Here is a 22065-nt window from a genome sequence, read left to right as displayed (position 1 = left end):
TACGCGGTTCACTATAAAGGGTTTGAGGATGGCCCGGTCTTGACTTGCGCTATCATGCCGCCAGCTGTTTTCAGGTTGAATTAAGGACCAGTGGTTAATCTTAACCCCGTAGACAACTTGCACAGTTCTCAGGAGAGAAGAACGATGAAAACCTTGACTGCCCTGTTCACCGCCGCTGCCCTCGCTCTGGGCGCCAATGCCGCTTTCGCCAAGGATGTTCAACCCGACGAAGTGGTCAAACTGGTCAACGCCAAGACCATCAAGTCGCTGGACGAACTCAAGGCTGCCGCCGTGGCCAAGCACCCAGGCTCCACCGTCACCGATTCGGAACTTGAAGACGAATACGGCCGCTACATCTACAAGGTCGAGCTGCGCGACACGCAGAACGTCGAATGGGACGTGGCGCTGGACGCCAAGACCGGTGAAGTGCTGAAGGACGAGCGGGACAACTGATGATCCACTTACCGCGGCCGGCGCGTTACCTCGCGCTGGCGCTGCTGGCCGTGTGTTCGCTGGCCGCTGCCCGCGACCTCGATCAGGACGAAGCCCTGAAGCTGCGGCAGAAGGGCATTATCCTGCCACTCGAGCACTTGCTGGAAGCCGCCTTGGGGCGTTACCCCGGGGCGCGTTTGCTGGAGGCCGAGCTGGAAGAGGACGACGATCGCTACGAATATGAAGTCGAGTTGCTGACGACTGAAGGTGTGGTGCGCGAGATCAAGCTCGATGCCAGCACCGGCGCCCTGCTCAAAGACGAGGAAGACGACTGAATGCGCCTGTTGCTTGTCGAGGACAATGTGCCGCTGGCGGATGAACTGACCGCCGGCCTGCAGCGCCAGGGTTATGCCGTGGATTGGTTGGCTGATGGCCGTGATGCGGTGTACCAGGGGCAAAGCGAACCGTACGACCTGATCATCCTGGACCTTGGCCTGCCTGGCTTGCCGGGCCTGGAAGTACTGGCCCAGTGGCGCGCCGCCGGCCTGGCCACGCCGGTACTGATCCTGACCGCGCGCGGCTCCTGGGCCGAGCGTATCGAAGGGCTGAAGGCCGGGGCCGACGACTACCTGAGCAAGCCCTTTCACCCCGAAGAGCTGCAACTGCGCATCCAGGCCTTGTTGCGCCGCGCCCGTGGGCTGGCCAACCAGCCGAAGCTGGAAGCGGCCGGCCTGCACCTGGACGAAAGCCGCCAGTGCGTGAGCCGTGATGGCGTGGACATCCAGCTGACCGCCGCCGAGTTCCGCCTGCTGCGGTATTTCATGCTGCACCCGCAGCAGATACTGTCCAAAAGCCATCTGGCCGAGCACCTTTACGACGGTGAAACCGAGCGCGACTCGAACGTGCTGGAAGTGCACGTCAACCATTTGCGCCGCAAGCTGGGCCGCAGTGTCATCGAAACCCGCCGCGGGCAAGGCTACATCTATGCCGGGAGCGGCGAGTGAAGTCGATACAGGCGCGCCTGAGCCTGGGCCTGGTGGCCGTGCTGGTGGTGGTCGGCGTGGTGCTGGCACAATTGACCTTGTGGCTGTTCGAAGCCGGCCTGCAACGGTACCTGGAAAACGGCCTGCGCAAGGAAAGCGAGAACCTGCTGGTGGCATTGGTGCGTGGGCCTTCCGGCCTGCAGCTGGACGAGCGGCGTATTTCGGCTGCTTATCAACGGCCGTTTTCCGGTTACTACTTCCGCATCGATTTCGACCAAGGTACCTGGCGGTCCCGTTCGCTGTGGGACCTGGACATGCCCAAGCCCGCCGCGCCTGGGCTTTCCGATAGCCATGAACTCGGCCCGGAAGGCCAGCAACTGCTGGCCCTGCGTGCCGACTACCGGCGCCTGGGCCAGGATATTTCGATCAGCGTGGCGCAAGATTATTCGCCGGTGCGCGAAGGTTTCCGGCGCTTGCAGCAGATCGGCCTGGGCATGGGGTTGGTGGCACTGATTGTGGTTTTGGTGCTGCAGCGCATCACCGTTACCCGCTCGTTGCGGCCGCTGGAGCGGGCGCGACAGCAGATTGCCCAGTTGCAGCAGGGCAAGCGCTCGCAACTGGATGCCGAGGTGCCCAGCGAGTTGGCGCCGCTGGTGGGGCAGATCAACCACTTGCTCAGCCATACCGAAGACAGCCTGCGCCGTTCGCGCAATGCCCTCGGCAACCTCGGCCATGCACTGAAGACGCCACTGGCGGTGCTGCTGAGCCTGGCCTCCAGCGAACGCCTGAAAGATCTGCCCGAAGTCCGCGCGCAGATGCGCGAGCAGTTGGAGCAGATTCAGCAACGCCTGGCGCGCGAGCTGAACCGTGCACGGCTGGCAGGGGATGCCTTGCCGGGCGCGCAGTTCGATTGTGATGCCGAGCTGCCGGGGTTGCTGGAGACCTTGGGCATGATCCATGGCGAGGGCTTGCAATTGGCAAGTGATGTGCCGCCTGGGCTGTTGTTGCCCTGGGACCGCGAGGACTTCCTGGAGCTGCTGGGCAACCTGCTGGACAACGCCTGCAAGTGGGCTGACAGCGAGGTGCGCCTGGGAATAGCGCCGAACGGCGAGGGCTACCGGCTGTGGGTCGATGACGATGGCCCCGGTATCCCTGAAGGCCGGCGGCAGCAGGTGCTGGAGCGTGGTTCGCGGTTGGACGAACAGGTGGACGGGCATGGGCTGGGGTTGGGCATCGTGCGCGATATCGTCGAGGCATGGGGCGGGCGACTGGCCTTGCTGGAGAGCCCGCTGGGCGGATTGCGGGTGAGCATCGACCTGCCGCGCAAGGCCCGATGATGCAGGCGCCGAAACCCTCTGTGGCAGCGAGCCCCCATGGCAATGTCAGTACTGCAAAAAAAATGCAGTACAGGCGCAGTTTTTTGAATTAGCCCAATCGCACCCCACCCGGCAAAATCCCCCTCACGAAACCCTGCGGTTTCCATCTCTCCATGGACGGAGCCCCTTGTGGTATTGCACGCGCAATACAAGGCCCAGGCCAGCTCGGCTGGGCTTTCTTTTTAATCAGAAAAACCAAAGACCCCGAATACCAATGTCTGCCTCGCGTTCCGAAAGCCGTCTGCAGCGCCTGTTGCCGGCGCCCCTGAATATCCCTCCCAAAGAATGGTTGCGTGCCGGTATCGGTGCGTTGCTCGGCTTGTTCCTCGCTGGCTGGCTGACCAGCATGGCCTATGGCCCTGGCATTGCCCTGCACCTGTTGGGCCCGCTGGCGGCCTCGGCAGTCCTGGTTTTCGCCGTACATTCCGGCCCATTGGCCCAACCTTGGCCGGTGCTGGGCAGCTACGCCTTGGCTGGCGCAGTTGGCCTTGCCATGCGCGAAGGTTTCGGTGCCGAGCTTTGGGTGGCGGCTGCGGCTCTGGGCATTTCGATCCTGATCATGTGCCTGTTACGCTGCCTGCACCCCCCGGGTGGCGGGGTGGCAGTGAGCGCGGTGCTGGCCGACTCCGGGTTGACCGCCATGGGCGATCACCTGTTGGAACCGGTGCTGCTCAATGCGTTGATCCTGGTGGCCGTGGCAATCGTCTACAACCGCCTGACCGGCGTGCGCTATCCGAAAGGCGCGGTGCCGCGCAAAGACCTGCACCACACCCATGACCCGCTGCCCGGCGAGCGCGTCGGCATTCGCAGTGAAGACCTGGACCAGGCGCTGGAGGAGCTTGGTGAGTTCGTCGACGTTACCCGTGACGAACTGGAGCGCATCATCCTCGCCACCGAGCAGCACGCCCTGCAGCGTAGCCTGGGCGGTATCACCGCGGCCTCGGTGATGTCCCGCGATGTACAGTTCGCCACGCCTGATACCACGCTGGAACAGGCCTGGAAAATGCTCGCCAGCCATCACCTGAAAACCCTGCCGGTACTGCAGCACGGCAAGCTGGTGGGCATCGTCAGCCTCAGCGACTTGGTCGGCCCGGCCATGCAGCGTGGCCGTTTCAGCTGGCGCGGTTTGTTTGGCCGCAAAGCGGTACGCATGGAGCAAGTGATGAGTCGGCGGGTAGTCAGTGTCAGCAGCCAGCACCCGTTGGAGCGGCTGCTGCCGTTGTTGTGCGAACAGGGCCTGCACTGCCTGCCGGTGCTCGATGCCGAGAAGCTGGTAGGGGTGATCACCCAGACCGACTTGATCGCCGGCCTCAAACGTCAGCTGCTTAGCAAGGCCGAGGCATCAGATAACCGGGTCCCAGCGTTGTGACCAATCGCTTGCGCCGGCAGCCACCAGCCGGCGCAGGATGGCGAAGGCCTGTTGCAGGGCTTCGCTGTCGCGTTTGCGCGGGTACACCAGGAAGGTTGGGTAAGTGAACTCAGGCGCCTGCGGTACCCGCTCGAACACCCCGCTGTCCAGGTAGGCCTGCACCACGCGTGTGCGGAAGTAGCCGCTGCCCCCCTGGTCAAGAATGAACTGCAGGGCCAATGGGCCGAGGTTGAAGCTCAGTGCCGGGCGTGCGCAGTCGGGCAGGGCCGCATCGTGCTGGCGGCGGAAGGCCTCGCCCCAGTCAATGTAGATATACGGTTCGGGCTGGGCGACCCGGCGCACACGGATCAGCTTTTCTTCCATCAATTGCTCCACCTGCAGGCCGGGGCCGTAGGTCGGCTGATAGACCAGCGCGGCGTCCAGCAGGCCCATCTCGACCTTGCGCAGCAGTGATTCACCGTCGCTGACCTCGCTGCGGATGGCATGGCTGGGCAGTTCACGGTGCAGGGCGCTGACCCAGTCGAGCAGCATCGGGTTGCCCAAACTCACCTCACCGCCCACATGCAGCACCTGCTGGCAGCCTTCAGGCAGCGGCAGGTCGCGGCGCGCTGCTTCCCAGGTTTGTACCAGCTGGTTGGCATAACTGACGAACGCTTCGCCATCGCTGGTCAAACTGGCGCCGTTGCGGCTGCGTACGAACAGCTGGCAACCCAGTTGCTGCTCCAGGCGCTGTACCCGCGCGGTGATCGCGGTCTGTGACACGAACAGGCGCTCGGCGGCGGCGACCAGGCTGCCGCAACGCACGATTTCCAGGAAGGTTCGGGCCTGATCGATATCCATGGGCTGCTCGGTGGCTGAGGGGTGGCCTATTCTAGAGGCTTTGCACCGTTATGAGGCGTTTTTGCGTTGTCTGCAAATTTGCAGGTCGGTTGTGACTTTAGTCCCATGGCGGCGTGGGTGTAGCGGTCCATACTCAGGTTTCGCCCTTCAATAACAACAAGTACCGGGTTTCTTTCGATATGAGCTACCAGCACAGCTACGCCCATTCCATTTCCGACCCTGCCGCTTTCTGGGCGGAACAGGCCGCACACCTGGCCTGGCACCGCAAGCCTGCCCTGACTTTGCAAGACCACGCCGACGGTACCCATAGTTGGTTCGCAGACGGCCGCCTTAACAGCTGCTACCTGGCCCTCGATTACCAGATCGAGCAAGGCCGTGGCGAGCAATTGGCGCTGATCTACGATTCGCCGGTGACGGGCGTGCAGCAGACGTATACCTATAACCAGTTGCGCGATGAAGTGGCGCGCCTGGCTGGCTTGCTGCGCCAGCTGGGGGTGAGCAAGGGCGATGGCGTGATCATCTACATGCCCATGGTGCCGCAGGCAGCCATGGCCATGCTGGCCTGTGCGCGGATTGGCGCGGTGCATTCGGTGGTGTTCGGTGGCTTTGCCGCCAACGAACTGGCTCTGCGCATCGATGATGCCCGGCCCACGCTGCTGCTGACGGCCTCCTGCGGGCTGGAGTTCGATCGCGTGATTGCGTACAAGCCGCTGGTCGACCGCGCCCTGCAACTGGCCCGGCACCAACCGCGCAATGTGCTGGTGCTGCAGCGGCCACAGGTGCAGGCCGAGCTGCAGCCAGGCCGCGACCTGGACTGGCAGGCGGCCTTGACCGGCGCCGAGCCGGTGGCCCCAGTCGAGTTGGATGCCGGCGACCCGCTGTACATCATGTATACCTCGGGTACCACCGGCAAACCCAAAGGCATCGTGCGGGAGAACGGTGGCAATGCCGTGGCGCTGTGCTATGCCATGCGCCATATCTATGGCATGCAGGCCGGCGATGTGTGGTGGGGCATATCTGATGTGGGCTGGGTGGTCGGCCATTCGCTGATCGTTTACGGGCCGTTGATGAGCGGCTGTACCACAGTGTTCTACGAAGGCAAGCCGATCCGCACCCCGGATGCCTCGGCCTACTGGCGGGTGGTGGAGCAATACAAGGTCAATGCGTTGTTCTGTGCGCCCACCGCCATGCGTGCCATCCGCAAGGAAGACCCGGAAGGCGAGCTGATCCGCAAACATGACCTCAGCTCGCTGCGCCAATTGTTCCTGGCGGGTGAGAAGCTCGATTCCAGCACCCACGAATGGCTGGAACGGGTCAGTGGCAAGCCTGTGCACGACCACTGGTGGCAGACCGAGACCGGCTGGCCGGTCACTGCGCCGTGTGTCGGGCTGGAGGGGAGCGCCGCGAAGCCGGGATCGAGCAACCGGGCGGTACCCGGCTACAACGTTCGCGTGCTGGACGACGAAGGCCGCTTGCTCGGGCCCAACCATCAGGGTTCGATCGTGATCGCCCTGCCATTGCCACCTGGTTGTAGCCAGACACTGTGGGGCGACCACGAGCGCTACCTGCAGGCGTACCTGCGCACCTACCCGGGGTATTACCACACCGGTGACGGCGGCTACCTGGACGATGACGGTTTCGTCTACATCATGGGGCGCACCGATGACGTGATCAATGTGTCGGGGCACCGGTTGTCTACCGGCGAAATGGAGGACCTGGTGGCCTGCCACCCGGCGGTGGCCGAGTGTGCGGTGGTTGGCGTGCACGATGAAATCAAGGGGCAAGTGCCGTTGGCACTTGTTGTGCTCAAGGACGGCGAGGGCATTGCCGAGGCGCAACTGCTGGTGGACCTGGTGGGCAGTGTGCGCGAGGCGATTGGCCCGCTGGCCTGTTTCAACCGGGTTCGGTTGGTGAAGCGGCTCCCCAAGACCCGCTCGGGGAAAATTTTGCGTGCGGTGCTGCGCAAGATCGCCGACGGGCAGGACTATGCGCCGCCTTCGACCCTGGATGACCCGGCGGTGCTGGGGGAGATCGAGGCGGTGCTGGCGGATTTACCCAGAGCCGGTTGATGCTTTGACATTACAGGCCTCTTCGCAGGTTTACCGGCGAAGAGGCCTGTCGAGGCGATGCAGTTTCAAGGGGCTATCTGGTGCAATTGCCCCAAGCGGCTGCGGGTACGCATCAGGTCGGCAAGCGGCCCGCCCAGGCTTTCTTCCAGTGGCCGTTTACCTATCACCACCACCTGCCGATCCTGGTCATACAACACATCCACCAGGTTGACGAAACGCTGCTGAGCCGCCAGCGAGCACTCCGCCAGGTCACCCAGCCCGTCGATGATCCATTCATCGTATTGCGCCGCCAGCACCAGGTAGTCAATGACCGCCGTGGCCTTCTCGCACAAGTCATCGAAGCCAAGCACCACCCGCCGGCCATCGATGGCCAGCGCACGCAGCGGGCGCTTGTTCACTTCCAGCATCACCGGCTGTTCGTTCGGCACGTTCAGCGCCTGGCGCTGCGCTGCATTCCCCGGCCAGACATAATGGCCCTGGGTAAAACGTTGATGCTCACGGTTGGCCGGCAAGCTGCGAAAGTCGGTGTCGCCGTCCACTTCGAGCACTTGCATCGAGCTGTTGATCAGGCGGATTACCGGGAGGAAGCGCTCGTGGTACAGCGGGTTGGGCAACAACCCTTCGGGCGCGTAGTTGGACGTCACCAGCAGGAACACGCCGCGTGCGAACAGGGCGTTGAACAGGCGTGTCAGCAGCATGGCATCGCCGATGTCATGCACGTGGAATTCGTCGAAGCACAGCACTTGGCAGCCACCCACCAGCTCGTCGAGGGTTGCGCCCAGCGCATCGTCCAGCGCCCGGTGGTGGTGCATGCCTCGGTGGAGGCGAGCAAAGAAGTCATGAAAATGCAGGCGGCGCTTGGCCTCGACCGATACCGCCTGGAAGAAACCGTCCAGCAGCCAGCTCTTGCCGCGTCCCACCGACCCGTAGAGGTACAGGCTGCGTGGCTGCCCTTGTTCCAGCAGTGCCAGTTGTTCGGCCATGCAGTGGATCACCCGTCGCTGGCCGTCACTAAGCTGATAACCCCGGCTTCGGGCTTTGTCCTCGAACCAATCGAGCAGTTCGCTCTCGTTGGCGGCAGTGCCGCGCAGGCGCTGGCCAAGCTGGCGCAATGGGGCAGGGATCCAGGCAGACAAAAGCAACGCTCCTTGGGCGATGGCGGGTCAGCGTGCAGCTTGCCCGAGGGCGGCCATTTTGACTAATACAGAAAGTGACCGGCAATGATCACTTCATGCGATACGTCTGGCCGCGCACCTGCATTGCCTAGGCTTTGCGCTCCAGCTGGCGCTCGATCATGTACTTCACCGCCAGGCGGCGCTCCTTGAGGTGGCGCAGGTCTTCGTCAACGAAGTTGCCGGCCGAGATCGACTCGGCAGCCAGCACCTGGTTGTCGATGTCCATGTACTCGTCCAGCAGGCGGTCCAGCGCCTTGTCCTGCTGGCGGCGCTGCTGGACGATTTCGCGCGGGTAGTGCAGGTCCTGGTAGAGGTCGTGGGAGACAGGCATGAGGTCCTCCTTGGTCGATGCAGTGGGCTCATCTGATTGGAAGGAAGGAATGCGATTCTGTTGAAGCGAAGCGGGAGGAAAGCGACGGATGGTCGATGGGCCAACGCCGAAATGACTAACCCGCTGTTTTTTAGCAATTTTTTTTCATCAGGGGGTTCACAGACCGAAAGTTTGTTGTTAAAGTGCCGCGCATTCCAAGACAACAACCCAGTTGTCACTCAGTTGGAATTGTCAGAGCAGCAAACACTGCATCCGATACAGGGGCGTCGCCAAGCGGTAAGGCAGCAGGTTTTGATCCTGCCATGCGTTGGTTCGAATCCAGCCGCCCCTGCCATTTTCCAGTTTCAAACGTCTATAACCCGGTGCTTCGAAAGATGAGCGCTGGGTTTTGTCGTTTCCGTATTCAATTTCGTAATGCGATGCCTGTAGAAGCGGCCTTGTGTCGCGATGGGCCGCTCCTGCACGGGTTTTGCGTCGTCTCAAGTTACCCGGCAATGCCCAGCATTTCGTTCAGTACCCTGGCCAGTTCATCGGCCTGCACCGGCTTCTGAATCACCAGGCTGCCCGGCAGCTCCAGCCCCTGCAGCTCGGCATACCCAGTAAGGAACACCACGGGCAGGCGCGGGTACCGCTCACGCGCCGCCAGCGCCAGTTGCGCACCGTTGAACTCGGGCATGGCGAAATCCGTCAGCAGCAGGTCGATCTCGTCATCCAGCAATGCCAATGCTTGCTCGCCGCTGTGCGCCTGGCGCACCTGATAGCCGTACTGGCGCAATACATCGCCAAGCATGTCGCGCACCAGGTGGTCATCGTCCACCAGCAGCACCGTGCGGTTACGGCCGCTCTCGCTGCTCGACTGGCTGAGCACCGCTGCGGCAGGTTCGTCCACCACTTCCTCCTTTACTGCGGGCAGGTACACCGCCACTTCGGTGCCGCGCCCCGGTGTGGTATCGATGCGCACGCCACCCCCGGACTGCTTGGCGAAGCCGAACACCTGGGCCAGGCCCAGGCCCGAACCTTTGCCGATGTCCTTGGTGGTGAAGAACGGCTCGAACACCTTGGCCAACACGTCGTCGCTCATGCCGCAGCCGGTATCGCGGATGCTCAGCATCACGTACTCGCCGGGGTCCGGGTCTTCTGGGCGATGCGGGCGCCCGTTGATACGGGTGTTACGGGTGGTAAGGGTCAGCTGTCCACCCTCGGGCATGGCATCGCGGGCATTGATCGCCAGGTTGAGGATGATCATCTCGGTCTGGGTCGGGTCGGTCATTGCCTGCCACAGGGCCTGGTCCAGGTCCAGGCGCACCGAGACGTTGCCACCCAGGGTACGGCGCAGCAGCTCTTCCAGGCCGGCCAAGGTGCGGTTTAGGTTAAGCGCTACCGGCTCCAGACGCTGGCGACGGGAGAAAGCCAGCAACTGCGAGGTCAGCTTGGCGCCACGCTCGCCCGCTTCGCGGATATGCGTGAGGCGTGTGCGGGCCTTGTCCAGGTCGGCCTTGGCCAGGTCACGCTCAAGAAAGCTTGCACCGGTGAGGATCACCGTGAGCAAGTTGTTGAAGTCATGGGCCACGCCTGCGGTCAGTTGGCCAACCGCCTCCAGCCTCTGCATCTGTTGCAAGGCAGCCTCGATGCGCTCGCGTTCGTTGATCTGCTCGCGCAGGCGGGCGTTGGCTTCAGCCAGGCCCAGGGCGGCTTCACGTTCGCTGGTGATGTCGCGTGCCACCACGTACAGCAGGGTGTCTTCCGGCACCACCACCCACGACAGCCAGCGCTGCTGGCCGCCGGCATGCAGGATGCGGCCGACAAAGCGGGCGCTGGTGCGGCCATGGGCGAGGGCGGCCAGTTCGGTGAGTAGCAGTTCCTGATCGGGCTCGGGCAGCAGGTGCAGCAGGGACGACTGGCTCAGGCGCTCGCGGGAGAAACCCAGGCTGGCCTCCCACGCGGGGTTCAGCGCGACCGGGGTCAGGTCCTTGTTCAGTACGGCCAGCAAGTCTTGCGACAGCTCCCAGGCGCGATCGCGTTCGCGCGTGCGTCGCTCGACCCGTTCACCGAGCATCTCGTTCAGCTGGCGCAGTGCCTGGGTGGCCAGGCGTTGCGTGTGGATGTCCTGCAGCACACCGGAAAAACGCACGCATTGGCCGTCGACGAACTGGCTCTGGCCACTGCTGAGCAACCAGCGCGGCTCCTGGCCATCGACTGGCGCGATACGAAACTCCACCCGGTACTGGCCACCGCTTTCGGGGCGCATGGCATATTCCACCGCGTCACGCACCATTGCCAGGTCATCGGGGTAGATGCCACCGAAGAACACCTCAAGGCTCATTTCGGTGCTGGTAGGCAGGCCGAACAACGTCTTGCAGCGGTCATCCCAAACCAGCAGGCCTTCCTGCGGGCGCAGGTCCCAAGTGCCCATGCCGGCAGCGTCGATGGCGATCCAAGCACGCGCCTCAACGTCGGCCAATGCTTCTTCGGCGCGGCGCCGGCGCTGGCGCTCCTGTACTTCGGTCAGCGCCCTGCGCACGGCCTTGGGCAGCAGTGGCAGGTTTTTTTTCAGCACATAGTCGGTGGCGCCCAGGCGGATCATTTCCACCGCGTGTTCTTCGCCGTAAATACCGGACAGGAAGATGAACGGGATGTCCGGTGCCAGGCGCTGGGCGATGGCCAGCACCTCGGTGCCGGACGAGCCTGGCAGCACACAGTCGCACAGGATCAGGTCGTAGTGGGCTTCGCGCAGGGCATGTTCGACGCCCGCATGGTCGAACACCAGCTGTGATTGCACTTGCAACCCGCTGCGTTCCAGGCGCAACAGGGTAAGCTCGGCATCCATCGAGCTGTCTTCGACCATCAGTAGTTTCAACGGCGTTTGTTGCATCGTTGCGGCGGCCTCAGTTACTACCGCGACGGTTTAGCCGCAGTGAGCCGGGTGGTGGTTCGTTGAGCACGGCCCAGAATACCCCGAGGTCCGAGATGGCGGCGACGAATTCCTTGAATTCCACTGGCTTGACCACATAGGCGTTCACCCCCAGCTCATAGGCGCGCAGCAGGTCGGGTTCTTCGCGCGAGGAGGTCAACATCACGGTGGGTATGCTGCGCAGTTCGGCGGTGGCGCGCACAGCCTTGAGCACTTCCAGGCCATCGACCTTGGGCAGTTTCAGGTCCAGTAACAGCACGGCAGGGTTGCCGTCATCGCGCTCGGCATAGGCGTTGCGGCGTAGCAGGTAGTCGAGCGCGTCGGCACCGTCGCGCAGCACGATGACCTCGTTGGCCAATTGGCTGCGCTCCAGGGCCAGCAGGGTCAGTTCCAGGTCCCGGGGGTTGTCTTCGACCAGCAGGATGGGCTTGAGCATGATGGTAGCGATGCCTCAGGTAGCAGTGTTTCGGGGTAGGGTGAAGTGGAAGCTGGCGCCTTGCTCGATCTGGCCAGTGGCCCAGACCCGGCCATCATGGCGCTCGATGATACGGCGCACGCTCGCCAGGCCAATCCCTGTGCCTTCGAAGTCTTCCATGCGGTGCAGGCGCTGGAATACGCCGAACAGCTTGTTGGCATAGGCCATGTCGAAGCCCACGCCATTGTCGCGGATGCAGACCTCGGTTTCGCCAGGGTGCTGTACGGCACTGATCCCGATGCGGGCAGGGTTACGCCCGCGCGTGTACTTGATGGCATTGGCGATAAGGTTGTGCAATGCCATGTTGATGAACGCCGGGTCGCCGATCACCTTGGGCAGCGGGGCGATGTCCCAAACGATTGCGCGGCCTTCGTAATCTGGGGTCAATTCGCTGCGAATGGCCTCGACCAGTGCGTTGAGGTCGACGTCGGACAAGCGCAAGGCCGAGCGGCCCATCTGCGAGAAGTTGAGCAGGTTGTCGACCAGGCTGCCGGCAAAGTGCGCCGCTTCGCTGATGTGCTGCAAAAAGCGTTTGCCGCGCTCGCTCAGGCCTTGGCCTTCGATTTCGCCAAGCAGCTCGGTATAGCCGGCGATGTGCCGTAGGGGCGCGCGCAAGTCATGGGAAACACTGTAGGAGAACGCCTCGAGCTCTTTGTTCGAGCGGCGCAACTCGCCCGCCAGTTGCGCCAGCTCTTCGGCCTTGCGCAGGACGATGCCCAGCACCGCGGTGCGCAGTTCCATCACGCCCTCGATCACCAGCGGGTCCCAGGGCTCGCAATAGCCGCGCAGTTCTTCCTGCCAGCGTTCAAAACTGTGTCGTGGGTGGAGGTTGCCCTGTGGCCCCACCTGCTTGGTCGGCTGGCCGGCCCAGTTTACCGTACGCACTTGCTCGGGGCGGAACCACAGCAGGTAGTGCGAGTGGAGTTGCGAGATGGCCACCGCCAGCACACCACCGGCATGGGTTGCCAGTTCGGGCAGGTCTGTGATGTCGCGGCGCAGGTTGTCACTTTGGAACACGCTGTCTTCGCCACGCTGGCCAAGCCAGTGCACCAGCGCGGTCACCTGGGCTTCGGGTGGGGTCTGGCCGATCAGGTCACAGCGTTCGGCCGAGATTACCGCCGCACCTTGGGCACCGGCAAAGGCCAACAAAACCTGGGGCAGTTCGCGCAGGCCGTCGCTGACGCTGTCGTGGTCAGCCATGGACGAGATCATGCGCACGATGTGTTGACGCAGTGCCAGCAACTTGCGCGTGCTGGCATGGGCCTCGCGGGACTCGATCTGCAACGACAGCACGCTGGCCAGCAGCTCGCAGGCTGTGCGGGTACGCAAGTCCACCGGGCGTGGCTGATGGTGGTGGCACGACACCAGCCCCCACAGCTCGCCATCGACCACGATCGACAGCGACATCGAGGCCAGCGTGCCCATGTTGCGCATGTACTGCAGGTGTATCGGCGACACGCTGCGCAGTGCAGCGAAGCTCATGTCCAGTGCCTTGCCGGTGCGAGGGTTGGCGGCCGGTAACAGGGGGGAGGACTGATAGTTGGCATCCTCGATCACGCGGATGCGGTTGATCCGGTACAGCTCGCGCGCCTGGCGCGGGATGTCCGCGGCCGGGAAACACAGGCCCAGATAGCTGGGGTAGCCAGGGTCGGCCACCTCCGCCAGCACCTGACCGTTGCCATCGGCATCGAACCGGTACGCCTTGACCCGCCCAAAGCCGGTGATGCGTTTGAGCTGCACCACCGTTTGTTGCAGCAGATCCTCAAGGCTTGTGGCCAGTTGCAGGCTACCGACGAAGTTGCGCACCAATGGGTAGTAGTCGCCTTGCCCGGCCAGCTCCGGTGGCAGGCGCGGGGGTTCGAACTCGGCAATCAGTACTTCGTCGTGACAGTGGGCCAGCAAGTGCAGCGGCTCACTGTGGGGCGCGCCTTGGCGCAAGCGCACGTCGCCGATGTGAAAGGGGAAAATTTCATCTTCGGGCAGCCGTGCGAGGTGCGCGTGCAGGTCGAAACCGTCGCTGACCAGATTGGCGAAGGGGCAACCGATCAGCTCCTGGGCCGGCAAGCCCAGCCAGTGCTCGACGTTTTCACTGGCCTGCAGCACGCGCAGGTCGGTGGCGTCCAGTACCAGCAGAAAGCCATGAGGCTGGATGCTGCTCGGCAGGTGGATCGGTTCTTGGGCACAGCGCTCCATGGCGTCTGCCAGCGTGTTGTCTGCAGTCATCGATGAAAGCGCTCCTGTCATGTCCGTCCATGTATGGCATAGGTGCCTGGGGCAGGATGAGACTGGTTCACCCTAACAGAATCCCGGCACATTTACCGGCTCTCGCCATTGGAGGCACGCCGGTGCCCTGGGGTTCTGTGCCGTTCAGGCTTTTTTTGATGGGGCGCTATCGCTTTATCGCTAATACAAAAAAATGGCTTGATGCCACCACGGTTGCGCTGCCTCGCTGCTACGCTCAAACCAAGACGTTTCGACAAGGATAACAAGGTGACGGAGCGCTATCTGGCCGCGCTGTTGGGCCTGTTGTTCAGCGGCAGTACCGTGGCAGCGGATTTTCTCGTGGAAGTGCGGGTACTGGTGCAGCGTGGCTGCATGCTGGTCAACCAGACACGCGACGCGGGAGCCCAAGCCCTGGGGAGGATCGACCTGGGTGTGTCGGCACGCCTCGATGGCCCTGGCGCGCCCTTGAGCGGGGTACTGCTGAGCCAGCGCCCACCGCGACTTGAGTGCAACCCTGGCACCCCCTACCAGGTACGCGTCGATGGCGGCCAGCATGGTGGCGTCGGCGAATTGCGCTACCTGGCCAGCAGCGACCGCGCGGCCCGGCCCATTCCTTATCGCTTGTACCGCGATGCTGCCTGGCGCGAGCCTCTGGCGGTGGGGGTGGCCCAGTCGGCGCGGGTGCCGGACAGTGGCTCGGTTGAGCTGCCTCTGTACGCACGTATCGACAAACTGGCCTGGGTACCGAATGCAGGGCTGTATGCCGACCTGCTCAAAGTCACAGTCACCTGGTAGGGACGCCACCATGCACAAGGACGCCATGCCATGAACCGCACTTCGATCCTGTTGCTTACCCTCGGCCCGCTGCTGGTACCTGGTGGTGAGGCGCATGGCAGCACCACAGGTTTCATCCAGGCGCGGCTGGTGATCAGCGCGGCCTGCCAGATCAGCAGCAACGAGACACAACCGGCCGTGCTGGGCAACCCGGGGGTGCTGGATTTTGGCGAGCGCGGCCCGAGCTGGGACCAGCCACTGCGCAGCCGGGTGGACGAAGTGGGCGGCGAGGGTAGCCTGCAGATCAGTTGCACGCCCGAAGTCCGGGCTTTCAATGTGCGCATCAATGGTGGCCTGAATGGCGACGACGGTATACGGCGTCTGAGCAATGGCCGTGAACTGATCCCTTATCAGCTGGCAGTCGACCCTGGCGGCAACAGCCGCTACGGCATCGGCCAGGCGCGCGCCTTCACCATTCGCAGCAGCCAGCAAGTGCCGATTCCCATCTACGGCGTGGTAGTGGCGCAGCCGCGCGCGCTGCCCGCCGGGCTTTACCGCGACACCCTCAGAGTGACCCTGGACTGGTAACCACGCAAGGAGACTCCGATGCGAACGAACCTTTCATGCTGCATGCTCGCAGGCCTTGGCCTGGCACTGGCTTCCCAGGCCCAGGCCGCCACGGTGACCGGGAACATCACCTCGACGCTGACCCTGATTGCCGCGTGCCAGGTCAACGGCAGTTCGGGCACTTCGGGGTTGAACTTCGGCGCTCTGAACTTTGGCACTCAGGATGCCCTGTTCACCACTGCCAATGCCCAGGTGCTGGGTGGTGGGGGCGGTGCCATGAGCATCCTGTGCTCGGCGGGTACGGCGCCTGCCATCAAAGTGCGCGCAGGGCTACATGACGGCCAGTCGAGCGGTGGCACGCGTGCGCTCGCCGATGGCGCTGGCAACTTCGTGCCGTACGACCTCTATACCGACTCCGGCCGTACGACGTTGCTGGCCATTGACGGCACCATCACCCTGCCAACCAGTACTGGCGCGGCCCAGACCGTCAACCTTTACGGCAAGGCCGTGGGCAAGGCGGGCCTGCCCGCAGGGGTCTACAGCGACACGATTTCGGTCGAGCTGTCGTTCTGAACCATGCGCGGTTGGCTGGCAAGTGGCCTGAGCGGAATCGGCATGCTGTTGGCGGCCCCGCTGGGGGCGGTGACCACCAGTACATTCACGGTGACGGCGCAGATTGTCGCCGGTTGCCTGGTGGTGGGGGGTGTCACCAGCTACGGCACGCTCGATTATGGCTCGCAGTCCGCGCTGTCCACGGGCTTGCTCAGCACGTCGTTGGGTGGCTCTACCGTGACCTTCCAGTGCACGCCAGGCGTGGCCATGAGCATGAGCCTGGATGGTGGGCAGAACAGTGCCAGCGGCACACGCAACCTGAAACGATCGAACGGCACGCAAGTGCTGGCCTACCAGTTGTACCGGGACGCGGCCTACAGCCAGAGCCTGGGAATCGGCCAGAGCGTGGCCGTGAGCTATGCCGACCCGACGGCGATCAAGCTGCCGGTGTACGGGCGGGTTCAGCTGACCGGCACGCTGCCGGCAGGGACCTACACCGATGTGGTGCAAGTGACGGTGACCTGGTGAACACCAGCGCCACCAACGACAAGTGTCTAAGGAGAGCTGCATGCGGGTAGGCGCGAAGTGGGCGCGAGGATTGATCGGGTTGTGGTGGCTGGCAAGCTTGCCAGCCGGGGCGGCCACCTCGGTGTTGATCTGGCCGATCGACCCGGTGCTGGAGGCCGACCAGAAGGCGGGCGCCCTGTGGCTGGAAAACCGCGGTACTGCGCCGGCCAACTTGCAGGTGCGGGTATTCGCCTGGCGCCAGGGTGATTACCAGGAACAGTTCCAGGCGCAGCGTGAAATCATCGGCAGCCCGCCGGTCGCCAACATTGCCCCAGGGCAGAAGCAGCTGATTCGCCTGACCCGTACGGGCTCATCACCCGCCGGCCAGGAGCAGGCCTACCGCATCATCATCGACGAGATCCCGCCCGCCATCCCGGTCGATAAAGCCGACCCCGGCGCTACCGCGGCCATTCGTTTGCAAATGCGTTATTCGGTGCCGCTGTTCGTCTATGGCGAAGGGCTGTGGGGCAAGGCCGACCCTGACGGCAAGCGCAATGCCGAGGGTGTGGGCAAGCCGCAGCTCAGCTGGCGCCCGGTTACCGTGCAGGGCAAGCCTTACGTTGAACTGCGCAACACTGGCCCCGTGCATGCGCGCTTGACCGATGTAGTGGTGCAGCAAGGCAGCCAGAGCAAACCACTGGCCGAGGGGCTGCTGGGCTATGTGCTGCCGGGCGCCAGCATGCGCTGGCCTGCTCCCGAGGCGTCCAGCAGCGGTAGCGTGCTCAAGGGCAGGGTCAATGGGCAGGGTACGGCGGACGCTATTCGCCAAGGCCAATGAGCCAGCAAATGAATGCAGTGCAGGGGTCAGGGAGTACCCGGCAATGGTCGGAAACCGTGTGTGAAAAAGCTTTCGGCGACGACTCGCCGTTGGTGCCTGGGGCTGGTCATGGTCAGCCCAGGGCTGGCGTTGGCCGACGACCTGCCCCCACCGCCCACGGAGATGTCCGCCATCGCCGAAGCCACCCTGTACCTCGACCTGGTAGTGAACCAGATGCCCAGGGCTGAACTGGTCCCGGTGCAGCAGCGGGCCGGGCAGCTGTACCTGGACAGCGACATCTTGCGGTCAGCCGGTATTTCGTTGCCTGGCAGCCCCCAGGGCGAGGTGGCCCTGGAAAGCATCGCGGGGTTGCATGCCGACTACGACAGCCAGAACCAGCGCCTGCTGCTGCAGGTGCCGCCGGCCTGGTTGCCAGACCAGCAAGTGGGTGACCGCAACCTGTACCCGGCCAGTGATGCGCGCAGCAGTTTCGGCGCTTTGTTCAACTACGACCTGTACCTCAATGACACCGATGAAGGCGGTACCTACCTGGCCGCCTGGAACGAGCTGCGCCTGTTTGACAGCTGGGGCACTTTCTCCAGTACCGGGCAGTGGCGCCAGTCATTCAACGGCGCACAGGCGGATGATACGCGCCAAGGCTTCATGCGTTATGACACTACTTGGCGCTTCACTGACGAGCAGCGTCTGCTGTCTTATGAAGCCGGTGACTTCGTGACTGGCGCTTTGCCCTGGAGCAGCTCGGTGCGGGTGGGCGGCGTGCAGCTGTCGCGTGACTTCGCTGCGCGCCCCGACCTGGTCACTTACCCGTTACCGGCGTTCGCAGGCGAAGCGGCGGTGCCGACGTCGCTCGACCTGTTCATAAACGGTTTCAAGTCCAGCACTACCGAGCTGCAGCCAGGCCCGTACACCCTGACCAACGTGCCGTTCATCAACGGCGCCGGGGAGGCGGTGGTGGTCACCACCGATGCGCTTGGCCGGCAGGTGTCGACGACCTTGCCGTTCTATGTCACCAGCAGCCTGCTGCAGAAGGGCCTGACGGACTACTCGGTGGCCGCCGGCAGCCTGCGCCGTGATTACGGCGTGCGCGATTTCAGCTATGGGCCGGGTGTGGCCTCGGGCAGCCTGCGCTATGGGCTCAGTGACTTCTTCACCCTCGAAACCCACGCCGAAACTGCCGAGTCGCTGATGCTGGGCGGGCTGGGTGGCAACATGCGGCTGGGCAACTTCGGCGTGCTCAATGCCGCCCTGGCGCAAAGCCAGTTCGATGGCGAGAAGGGCCACCAGGTCGCCCTTGGGTACCAGTACAACAGCCAGCGCATCGGCTTCAGTTACCAGCGCCTGCAACGCCATGGTGACTATGCCGACCTGACCCGGGTCGACCTTCCGGACATGCAGTTGAGCAAGCGCAGCGAACAGGTCACCCTCAGCCTGAACCTGAACGAGTACGGCAGCATTGGCGCCGGCTACTTCGATGTACGCGCCGGTGACGGCACGCGTACCCGGCTGATCAACCTGAGCTACAGCAAGCCGCTGTGGGGCAGCAGCAGCGTGTACTTGTCGGCCAACCGCGAAGTGGGTGACAGCCAGTGGGCGGTGCAGGCGCAGTTGGTGATTCCGTTCGACCTGCACGGCACCCTGGCGCTGGGCATGGAGCGAAGTAAAGAAGGCGAGACACTGCAGCGGGTCAACTACAGCCACGCGGTGCCAGCGGGTGTCGGCGTTGGTTACAACCTGGGCTATGCCGCAGGCAGCGACCGGGATGCCTATCGCCAGGCCGACGTCACTTGGCGCCTGCAATCGGTGCAGTTGCAGGCGGGTGTGTATGGCAGTAGCGGTGAAATGACCCGTTGGGCTGACGCCAGTGGTTCTCTGGTGTGGATGGATGCCGGGGTGTTCGCAGCCAACCGCATCGATGATGCCTTCGTAGTTGTCAGTACCGCGGGCTACGCCGATGTGCCGGTGCGCTACGAAAACCAGGACGTTGGCCGCACCGATGCCAAGGGGCACTTGCTGGTGCCGTACAGCAGCGGTTACTACCGTGGCAAGTACGAAATCGACCCCATGGACCTGCCGCCGGATGTGCTGGCGCCAGACGTGGAGCAGCGTGTGGCGGTAAGACGGGGCAGCGGTTACTTGCTGGAGTTCCCGCTCAAGCGGGTCATGGCGGCCAGCGTCGAGCTGGTGGATGGCGACCAGCAGGTGCTCAAATTGGGTAGCCGTGTGACCCACACAGAAAGTGGCGGCCAGGCGGTGGTGGGTTGGGACGGGTTGGTGTACCTGGAGAACTTGTCGCCGCATAACCGCTTGCAGGTGGAAATTGAAGGCGGCGGGCATTGCGAGGTGGCATTCGACCTGCCTGAGTCACAAGGCTCGGTGCCCTTGATTGGCCCGCTGGTGTGCCGATGAATGCCTGGGTGCGTGGTCTGTGGGCGAGCGTGCTGCTGTTGCCGACGGGTACGGCCTGGGCGGTTTGTTCGTCGGTAGCCACGTTGCCGGCGGCGTTTGGCAGCCTCAATTCAACGCAGGTTCGCACCACGGTACAGACGGCTTCCACCCTTAACTCCGGTTTGCAGTGCACCGGCTCGCTACTCACCTTGCTCAGCAGCAATGATCATTTCTACGCAACCATCACGCCCGCCTCGGGCGGGCTGGTCGGCCCGACAGGCGATGTCATCTCTTACACACTGTATGCCGACAACAGCACCAACTACCCGATCACCCGCGGTCTGGCCTACGACTTCGCTCGCAACGGTATCATCGACCTGCTAGGGCTGCTCGGCGGCACCACGCCCAAAGCGGTGCCTATCTACATGCGTACCCAGATTGGCAGCAATGTCGCGGCAGGGGTGTACCAAGAGAATCTGACCGTGGCCTGGAGCTGGAACTATTGTTCGGGGATTGGCGCGTTAGGGATATGCCTTGGGCGTGACATCGGTTCAGGTAGCCAGACCTTGAACGTGAGCCTGACGGTGACCAACGACTGCCAGATCACCACCCCCAACATCAGCTTCGCCAGTGCGCCGGTGGTGGCAGGGTTCGGCACCGTGAGCCAGGGTATAAACGTGTCGTGCACCAAGGGCAGCAGCTACACGGTGGGGCTGGATGACGGGCAGAACGTGTCCGCTGGGCGGCGGCGGATGAAGTCGGCGGCCAACAACTACCTGGCCTATGACATTTTCAAAAGTGCTGGGACGGTGCGCTGGGGCGCGACCGGGGCTGCCAGGCGCTCCAGCACCGATGCCGACGTCAACCCCGGTGTGGGGACTGGTACGGGTAGCCAGGTGTTCAACTACAACGCCAAGGTCTATACCGACCAGGCGACACCGCCGGCAGCGACCTATACCGACAGTGTGATACTGGATGTGCAGTTCTGATGCAGCTCTGACGGAGCCTGATGCCTGCCGCTGACACGGCCCCTGTAGGGCCGCGTCAGCCTTGGCTCAGCGCAAATCGCCCACCATTTTTGCCAGGGTCTCCAGCACCGCCCCGGCCAGGGCCTTCGAGCGTGCCCCCGACCAGCCGGTTACCGCATCGGGCGCGTCGTCATGGTCCTTGAATGGCATCTCCAGCGTTAGCGACAGGCAGTCATGTGCCATGCCCACGGCATTGCAGGCCAGCGTCGTATTCGCCTGGCCAGGCTCGTCGCGTGTATAGCCGTGCACGGTCTGAAAGTCGCGGGTCACGCTGCACAAGGTATTGCGAAACTGCGCTTCGAGTTTTTCCAGTCGCGGGGTGTAGCCTGGGTTGCCCTCGCACGCGGCGGTGAACACGTGCGGAATCTCTTCGTCACCATGCACGTCGATGAACGCGTCCACGCCGTACTGCTTCATCTGCGCCTGAGCAAAGAACACCTCTGGGCTCAGTTCGATGCTGGCGTCCTGCCAGGCGCGGTTGAGGTCCTTGCCCTTGAAGTTGGTACGCAGGTGGCCGAGGAAGGCGCCGTCGGGGTTCATGTTGGGGATCAGGTAAAGGTCAGCCTTGGCCAGCAATTGCTTAACCACTGCATCGTTGGCCTGCAGGCGGTCGATCACGCCTTCCATGAACCATTCGGCCATGTGCTCGCCTGGGTGTTGCTGGGCAATCAGCCACAGCTTGCGCTTGCCATCTGCACCGTCACCGGCGCGCAGCAGCGGGATATCGCGGCCTTGGACACTGCGGCCGCTGGCCAGCAACTCGACCCCCGGCAGTTGCCGTGCACGTTCGATCAGCTGGTTGTGTCGGGCGCGAGAGAAGGGCTCGAAGTAGGCGAACCAGATATGTTCCTGTTCAGCCTTTACCTCGAACGACAGCGCCGTACCGTCGAACCGGCTGGGCACGCGGAACCAGCTCTGCTGGTCGTAGCTGGCCACCGCGTTGTAGCCGCTCCACGCGTTCTTGTACGAGGAGCCAGACGCGTTGTCGAGGCTGAAGCGATGCACCTGCCCCGGGGTGAGCCCGCTGACCTTGAAATGGAACCATTGGTAGTGGCCGCTGTGGGTGTCCGGGCGGATGGCCAGGTGTACCTGGGCCGGGTTGCTGGCATCCAGCACCTGGATGTTGCCGGAATCGAAGTCGCAGTCGATCTGCAGGGGGGACAGCGTCACGGTCATGTGCCGGGCTCCTTTGCGGGTATTGTTGTAAGGGTACTGTACACGGCTTGGCAG

The 22065-nt window shown here is 63.4% G+C and carries 20 protein-coding genes and 1 tRNA gene; 14 read left to right on the top strand and 7 right to left on the bottom strand.

Annotation, left to right across the window (positions count from 1 at the left end; genetic code table 11):
- Window positions 1–144 precede the first annotated feature (144 nt).
- The 5 genes from APH42_RS04660 (at window position 145) to APH42_RS04640 (ending at window position 4160) form a co-directional block, all read left to right on the top strand.
- Window positions 145–453, top strand: coding sequence for a PepSY domain-containing protein (locus tag APH42_RS04660; protein WP_012271601.1), 309 nt, complete (start codon window positions 145–147; stop codon window positions 451–453).
- Window positions 453–767 carry a PepSY domain-containing protein gene (locus APH42_RS04655; RefSeq protein WP_060492840.1) on the top strand — a complete coding sequence of 105 codons (315 nt, stop codon included), beginning with the start codon at window positions 453–455 and terminating at the stop codon, window positions 765–767. Before APH42_RS04660 ends, APH42_RS04655 begins: the two co-directional genes overlap by 1 nt.
- A complete protein-coding gene (locus tag APH42_RS04650) occupies window positions 768–1436 on the top strand; it encodes a response regulator transcription factor (RefSeq protein ID WP_012271603.1) in 669 nt (222 codons plus the stop codon).
- Window positions 1433–2752: a sensor histidine kinase gene (locus APH42_RS04645; RefSeq protein WP_060492839.1), complete on the top strand. Its 1320-nt coding sequence runs from the start codon at window positions 1433–1435 to the stop codon at window positions 2750–2752. Before APH42_RS04650 ends, APH42_RS04645 begins: the two co-directional genes overlap by 4 nt.
- A 253-nt stretch (window positions 2753–3005) precedes the next feature.
- The gene (locus tag APH42_RS04640; RefSeq protein WP_012271605.1) at window positions 3006–4160 is read left to right on the top strand and encodes an HPP family protein; all 1155 of its coding nucleotides are present in this window, start codon (window positions 3006–3008) and stop codon (window positions 4158–4160) included.
- On the opposite strand, the gene APH42_RS04635 is transcribed toward APH42_RS04640, so the two are convergent.
- Window positions 4134–5000: a LysR family transcriptional regulator gene (locus APH42_RS04635; RefSeq protein ID WP_012271606.1), complete on the bottom strand. Its 867-nt coding sequence runs from the start codon at window positions 4998–5000 to the stop codon at window positions 4134–4136. The genes APH42_RS04640 and APH42_RS04635 overlap by 27 nt on opposite strands.
- A 179-nt stretch (window positions 5001–5179) precedes the next feature.
- Between APH42_RS04635 and APH42_RS04630 the strand changes: the two genes are divergently transcribed.
- Entirely contained in the window at window positions 5180–7069 is a 1890-nt protein-coding gene (locus APH42_RS04630; RefSeq protein WP_060492838.1) for a propionyl-CoA synthetase, read from the top strand.
- Window positions 7070–7134: 65 nt separating this feature from the next.
- Here the strand turns inward: APH42_RS04630 and zapE are convergent, their stop codons facing one another.
- Window positions 7135–8205 carry a cell division protein ZapE gene (zapE, locus tag APH42_RS04625; protein ID WP_060492837.1) on the bottom strand — a complete coding sequence of 357 codons (1071 nt, stop codon included), beginning with the start codon at window positions 8203–8205 and terminating at the stop codon, window positions 7135–7137.
- Between the two features lie 127 nt (window positions 8206–8332).
- Window positions 8333–8575: a hypothetical protein gene (locus tag APH42_RS04620; protein ID WP_012271609.1), complete on the bottom strand. Its 243-nt coding sequence runs from the start codon at window positions 8573–8575 to the stop codon at window positions 8333–8335.
- Window positions 8576–8834: 259 nt separating this feature from the next.
- On the opposite strand from APH42_RS04620, the gene APH42_RS04615 reads away from it, so the two are divergent.
- Window positions 8835–8909: transfer RNA gene (locus APH42_RS04615), tRNA-Gln, on the top strand.
- A gap of 150 nt (window positions 8910–9059) precedes the next feature.
- Here the strand turns inward: APH42_RS04615 and APH42_RS04610 are convergent.
- The 3 genes from APH42_RS04610 to APH42_RS04600 are packed head-to-tail and all read right to left on the bottom strand — an operon-like array spanning window position 9060 to window position 14184.
- Window positions 9060–11447 (bottom strand): response regulator, encoded by a 2388-nt coding sequence (locus tag APH42_RS04610; RefSeq protein ID WP_060492836.1) that lies wholly within the window; start codon window positions 11445–11447, stop codon window positions 9060–9062.
- A 13-nt stretch (window positions 11448–11460) separates the two neighbouring features.
- The gene (locus APH42_RS04605; protein WP_012271611.1) at window positions 11461–11922 is read right to left on the bottom strand and encodes a response regulator; all 462 of its coding nucleotides are present in this window, start codon (window positions 11920–11922) and stop codon (window positions 11461–11463) included.
- A gap of 15 nt (window positions 11923–11937) precedes the next feature.
- Window positions 11938–14184, bottom strand: a complete 2247-nt coding sequence (locus APH42_RS04600; protein WP_060492835.1) for an ATP-binding protein — start codon at window positions 14182–14184, stop codon at window positions 11938–11940.
- A 267-nt stretch (window positions 14185–14451) separates the two neighbouring features.
- On the opposite strand from APH42_RS04600, the gene APH42_RS04595 reads away from it, so the two are divergent.
- The 7 genes from APH42_RS04595 (at window position 14452) to APH42_RS04565 (ending at window position 20796) form a co-directional block, all read left to right on the top strand.
- Window positions 14452–14979, top strand: coding sequence for a spore coat U domain-containing protein (locus APH42_RS04595; RefSeq protein ID WP_012271613.1), 528 nt, complete (start codon window positions 14452–14454; stop codon window positions 14977–14979).
- A gap of 30 nt (window positions 14980–15009) precedes the next feature.
- Window positions 15010–15546, top strand: coding sequence for a spore coat U domain-containing protein (locus tag APH42_RS04590; RefSeq protein WP_060492834.1), 537 nt, complete (start codon window positions 15010–15012; stop codon window positions 15544–15546).
- A gap of 18 nt (window positions 15547–15564) precedes the next feature.
- Window positions 15565–16098: a spore coat U domain-containing protein gene (locus tag APH42_RS04585; RefSeq protein ID WP_060492833.1), complete on the top strand. Its 534-nt coding sequence runs from the start codon at window positions 15565–15567 to the stop codon at window positions 16096–16098.
- 3 nt (window positions 16099–16101) lie between these two features.
- Window positions 16102–16605 (top strand): spore coat U domain-containing protein, encoded by a 504-nt coding sequence (locus tag APH42_RS04580; protein WP_012271616.1) that lies wholly within the window; start codon window positions 16102–16104, stop codon window positions 16603–16605.
- Between the two features lie 40 nt (window positions 16606–16645).
- Complete coding sequence (locus APH42_RS04575) at window positions 16646–17422, top strand: molecular chaperone (RefSeq protein ID WP_012271617.1); 777 nt, start codon at window positions 16646–16648, stop codon at window positions 17420–17422.
- 108 nt (window positions 17423–17530) lie between these two features.
- Entirely contained in the window at window positions 17531–19828 is a 2298-nt protein-coding gene (locus APH42_RS04570; RefSeq protein ID WP_012271618.1) for a fimbria/pilus outer membrane usher protein, read from the top strand.
- Window positions 19825–20796, top strand: a complete 972-nt coding sequence (locus APH42_RS04565; RefSeq protein ID WP_012271619.1) for a spore coat U domain-containing protein — start codon at window positions 19825–19827, stop codon at window positions 20794–20796. Before APH42_RS04570 ends, APH42_RS04565 begins: the two co-directional genes overlap by 4 nt.
- Before the next feature lie 66 nt (window positions 20797–20862).
- On the opposite strand, the gene APH42_RS04560 is transcribed toward APH42_RS04565, so the two are convergent.
- Entirely contained in the window at window positions 20863–22011 is a 1149-nt protein-coding gene (locus tag APH42_RS04560) for a M14-type cytosolic carboxypeptidase (protein WP_060492832.1), read from the bottom strand.
- Between the last annotated feature and the right edge of the window lie 54 nt (window positions 22012–22065).

Source organism: Pseudomonas sp. NBRC 111140 (genome assembly GCF_001320885.1).
Lineage (GTDB): Bacteria > Pseudomonadota > Gammaproteobacteria > Pseudomonadales > Pseudomonadaceae > Aquipseudomonas > Aquipseudomonas putida_P.
This window is presented reverse-complemented; position numbering and strand designations above follow the sequence as displayed.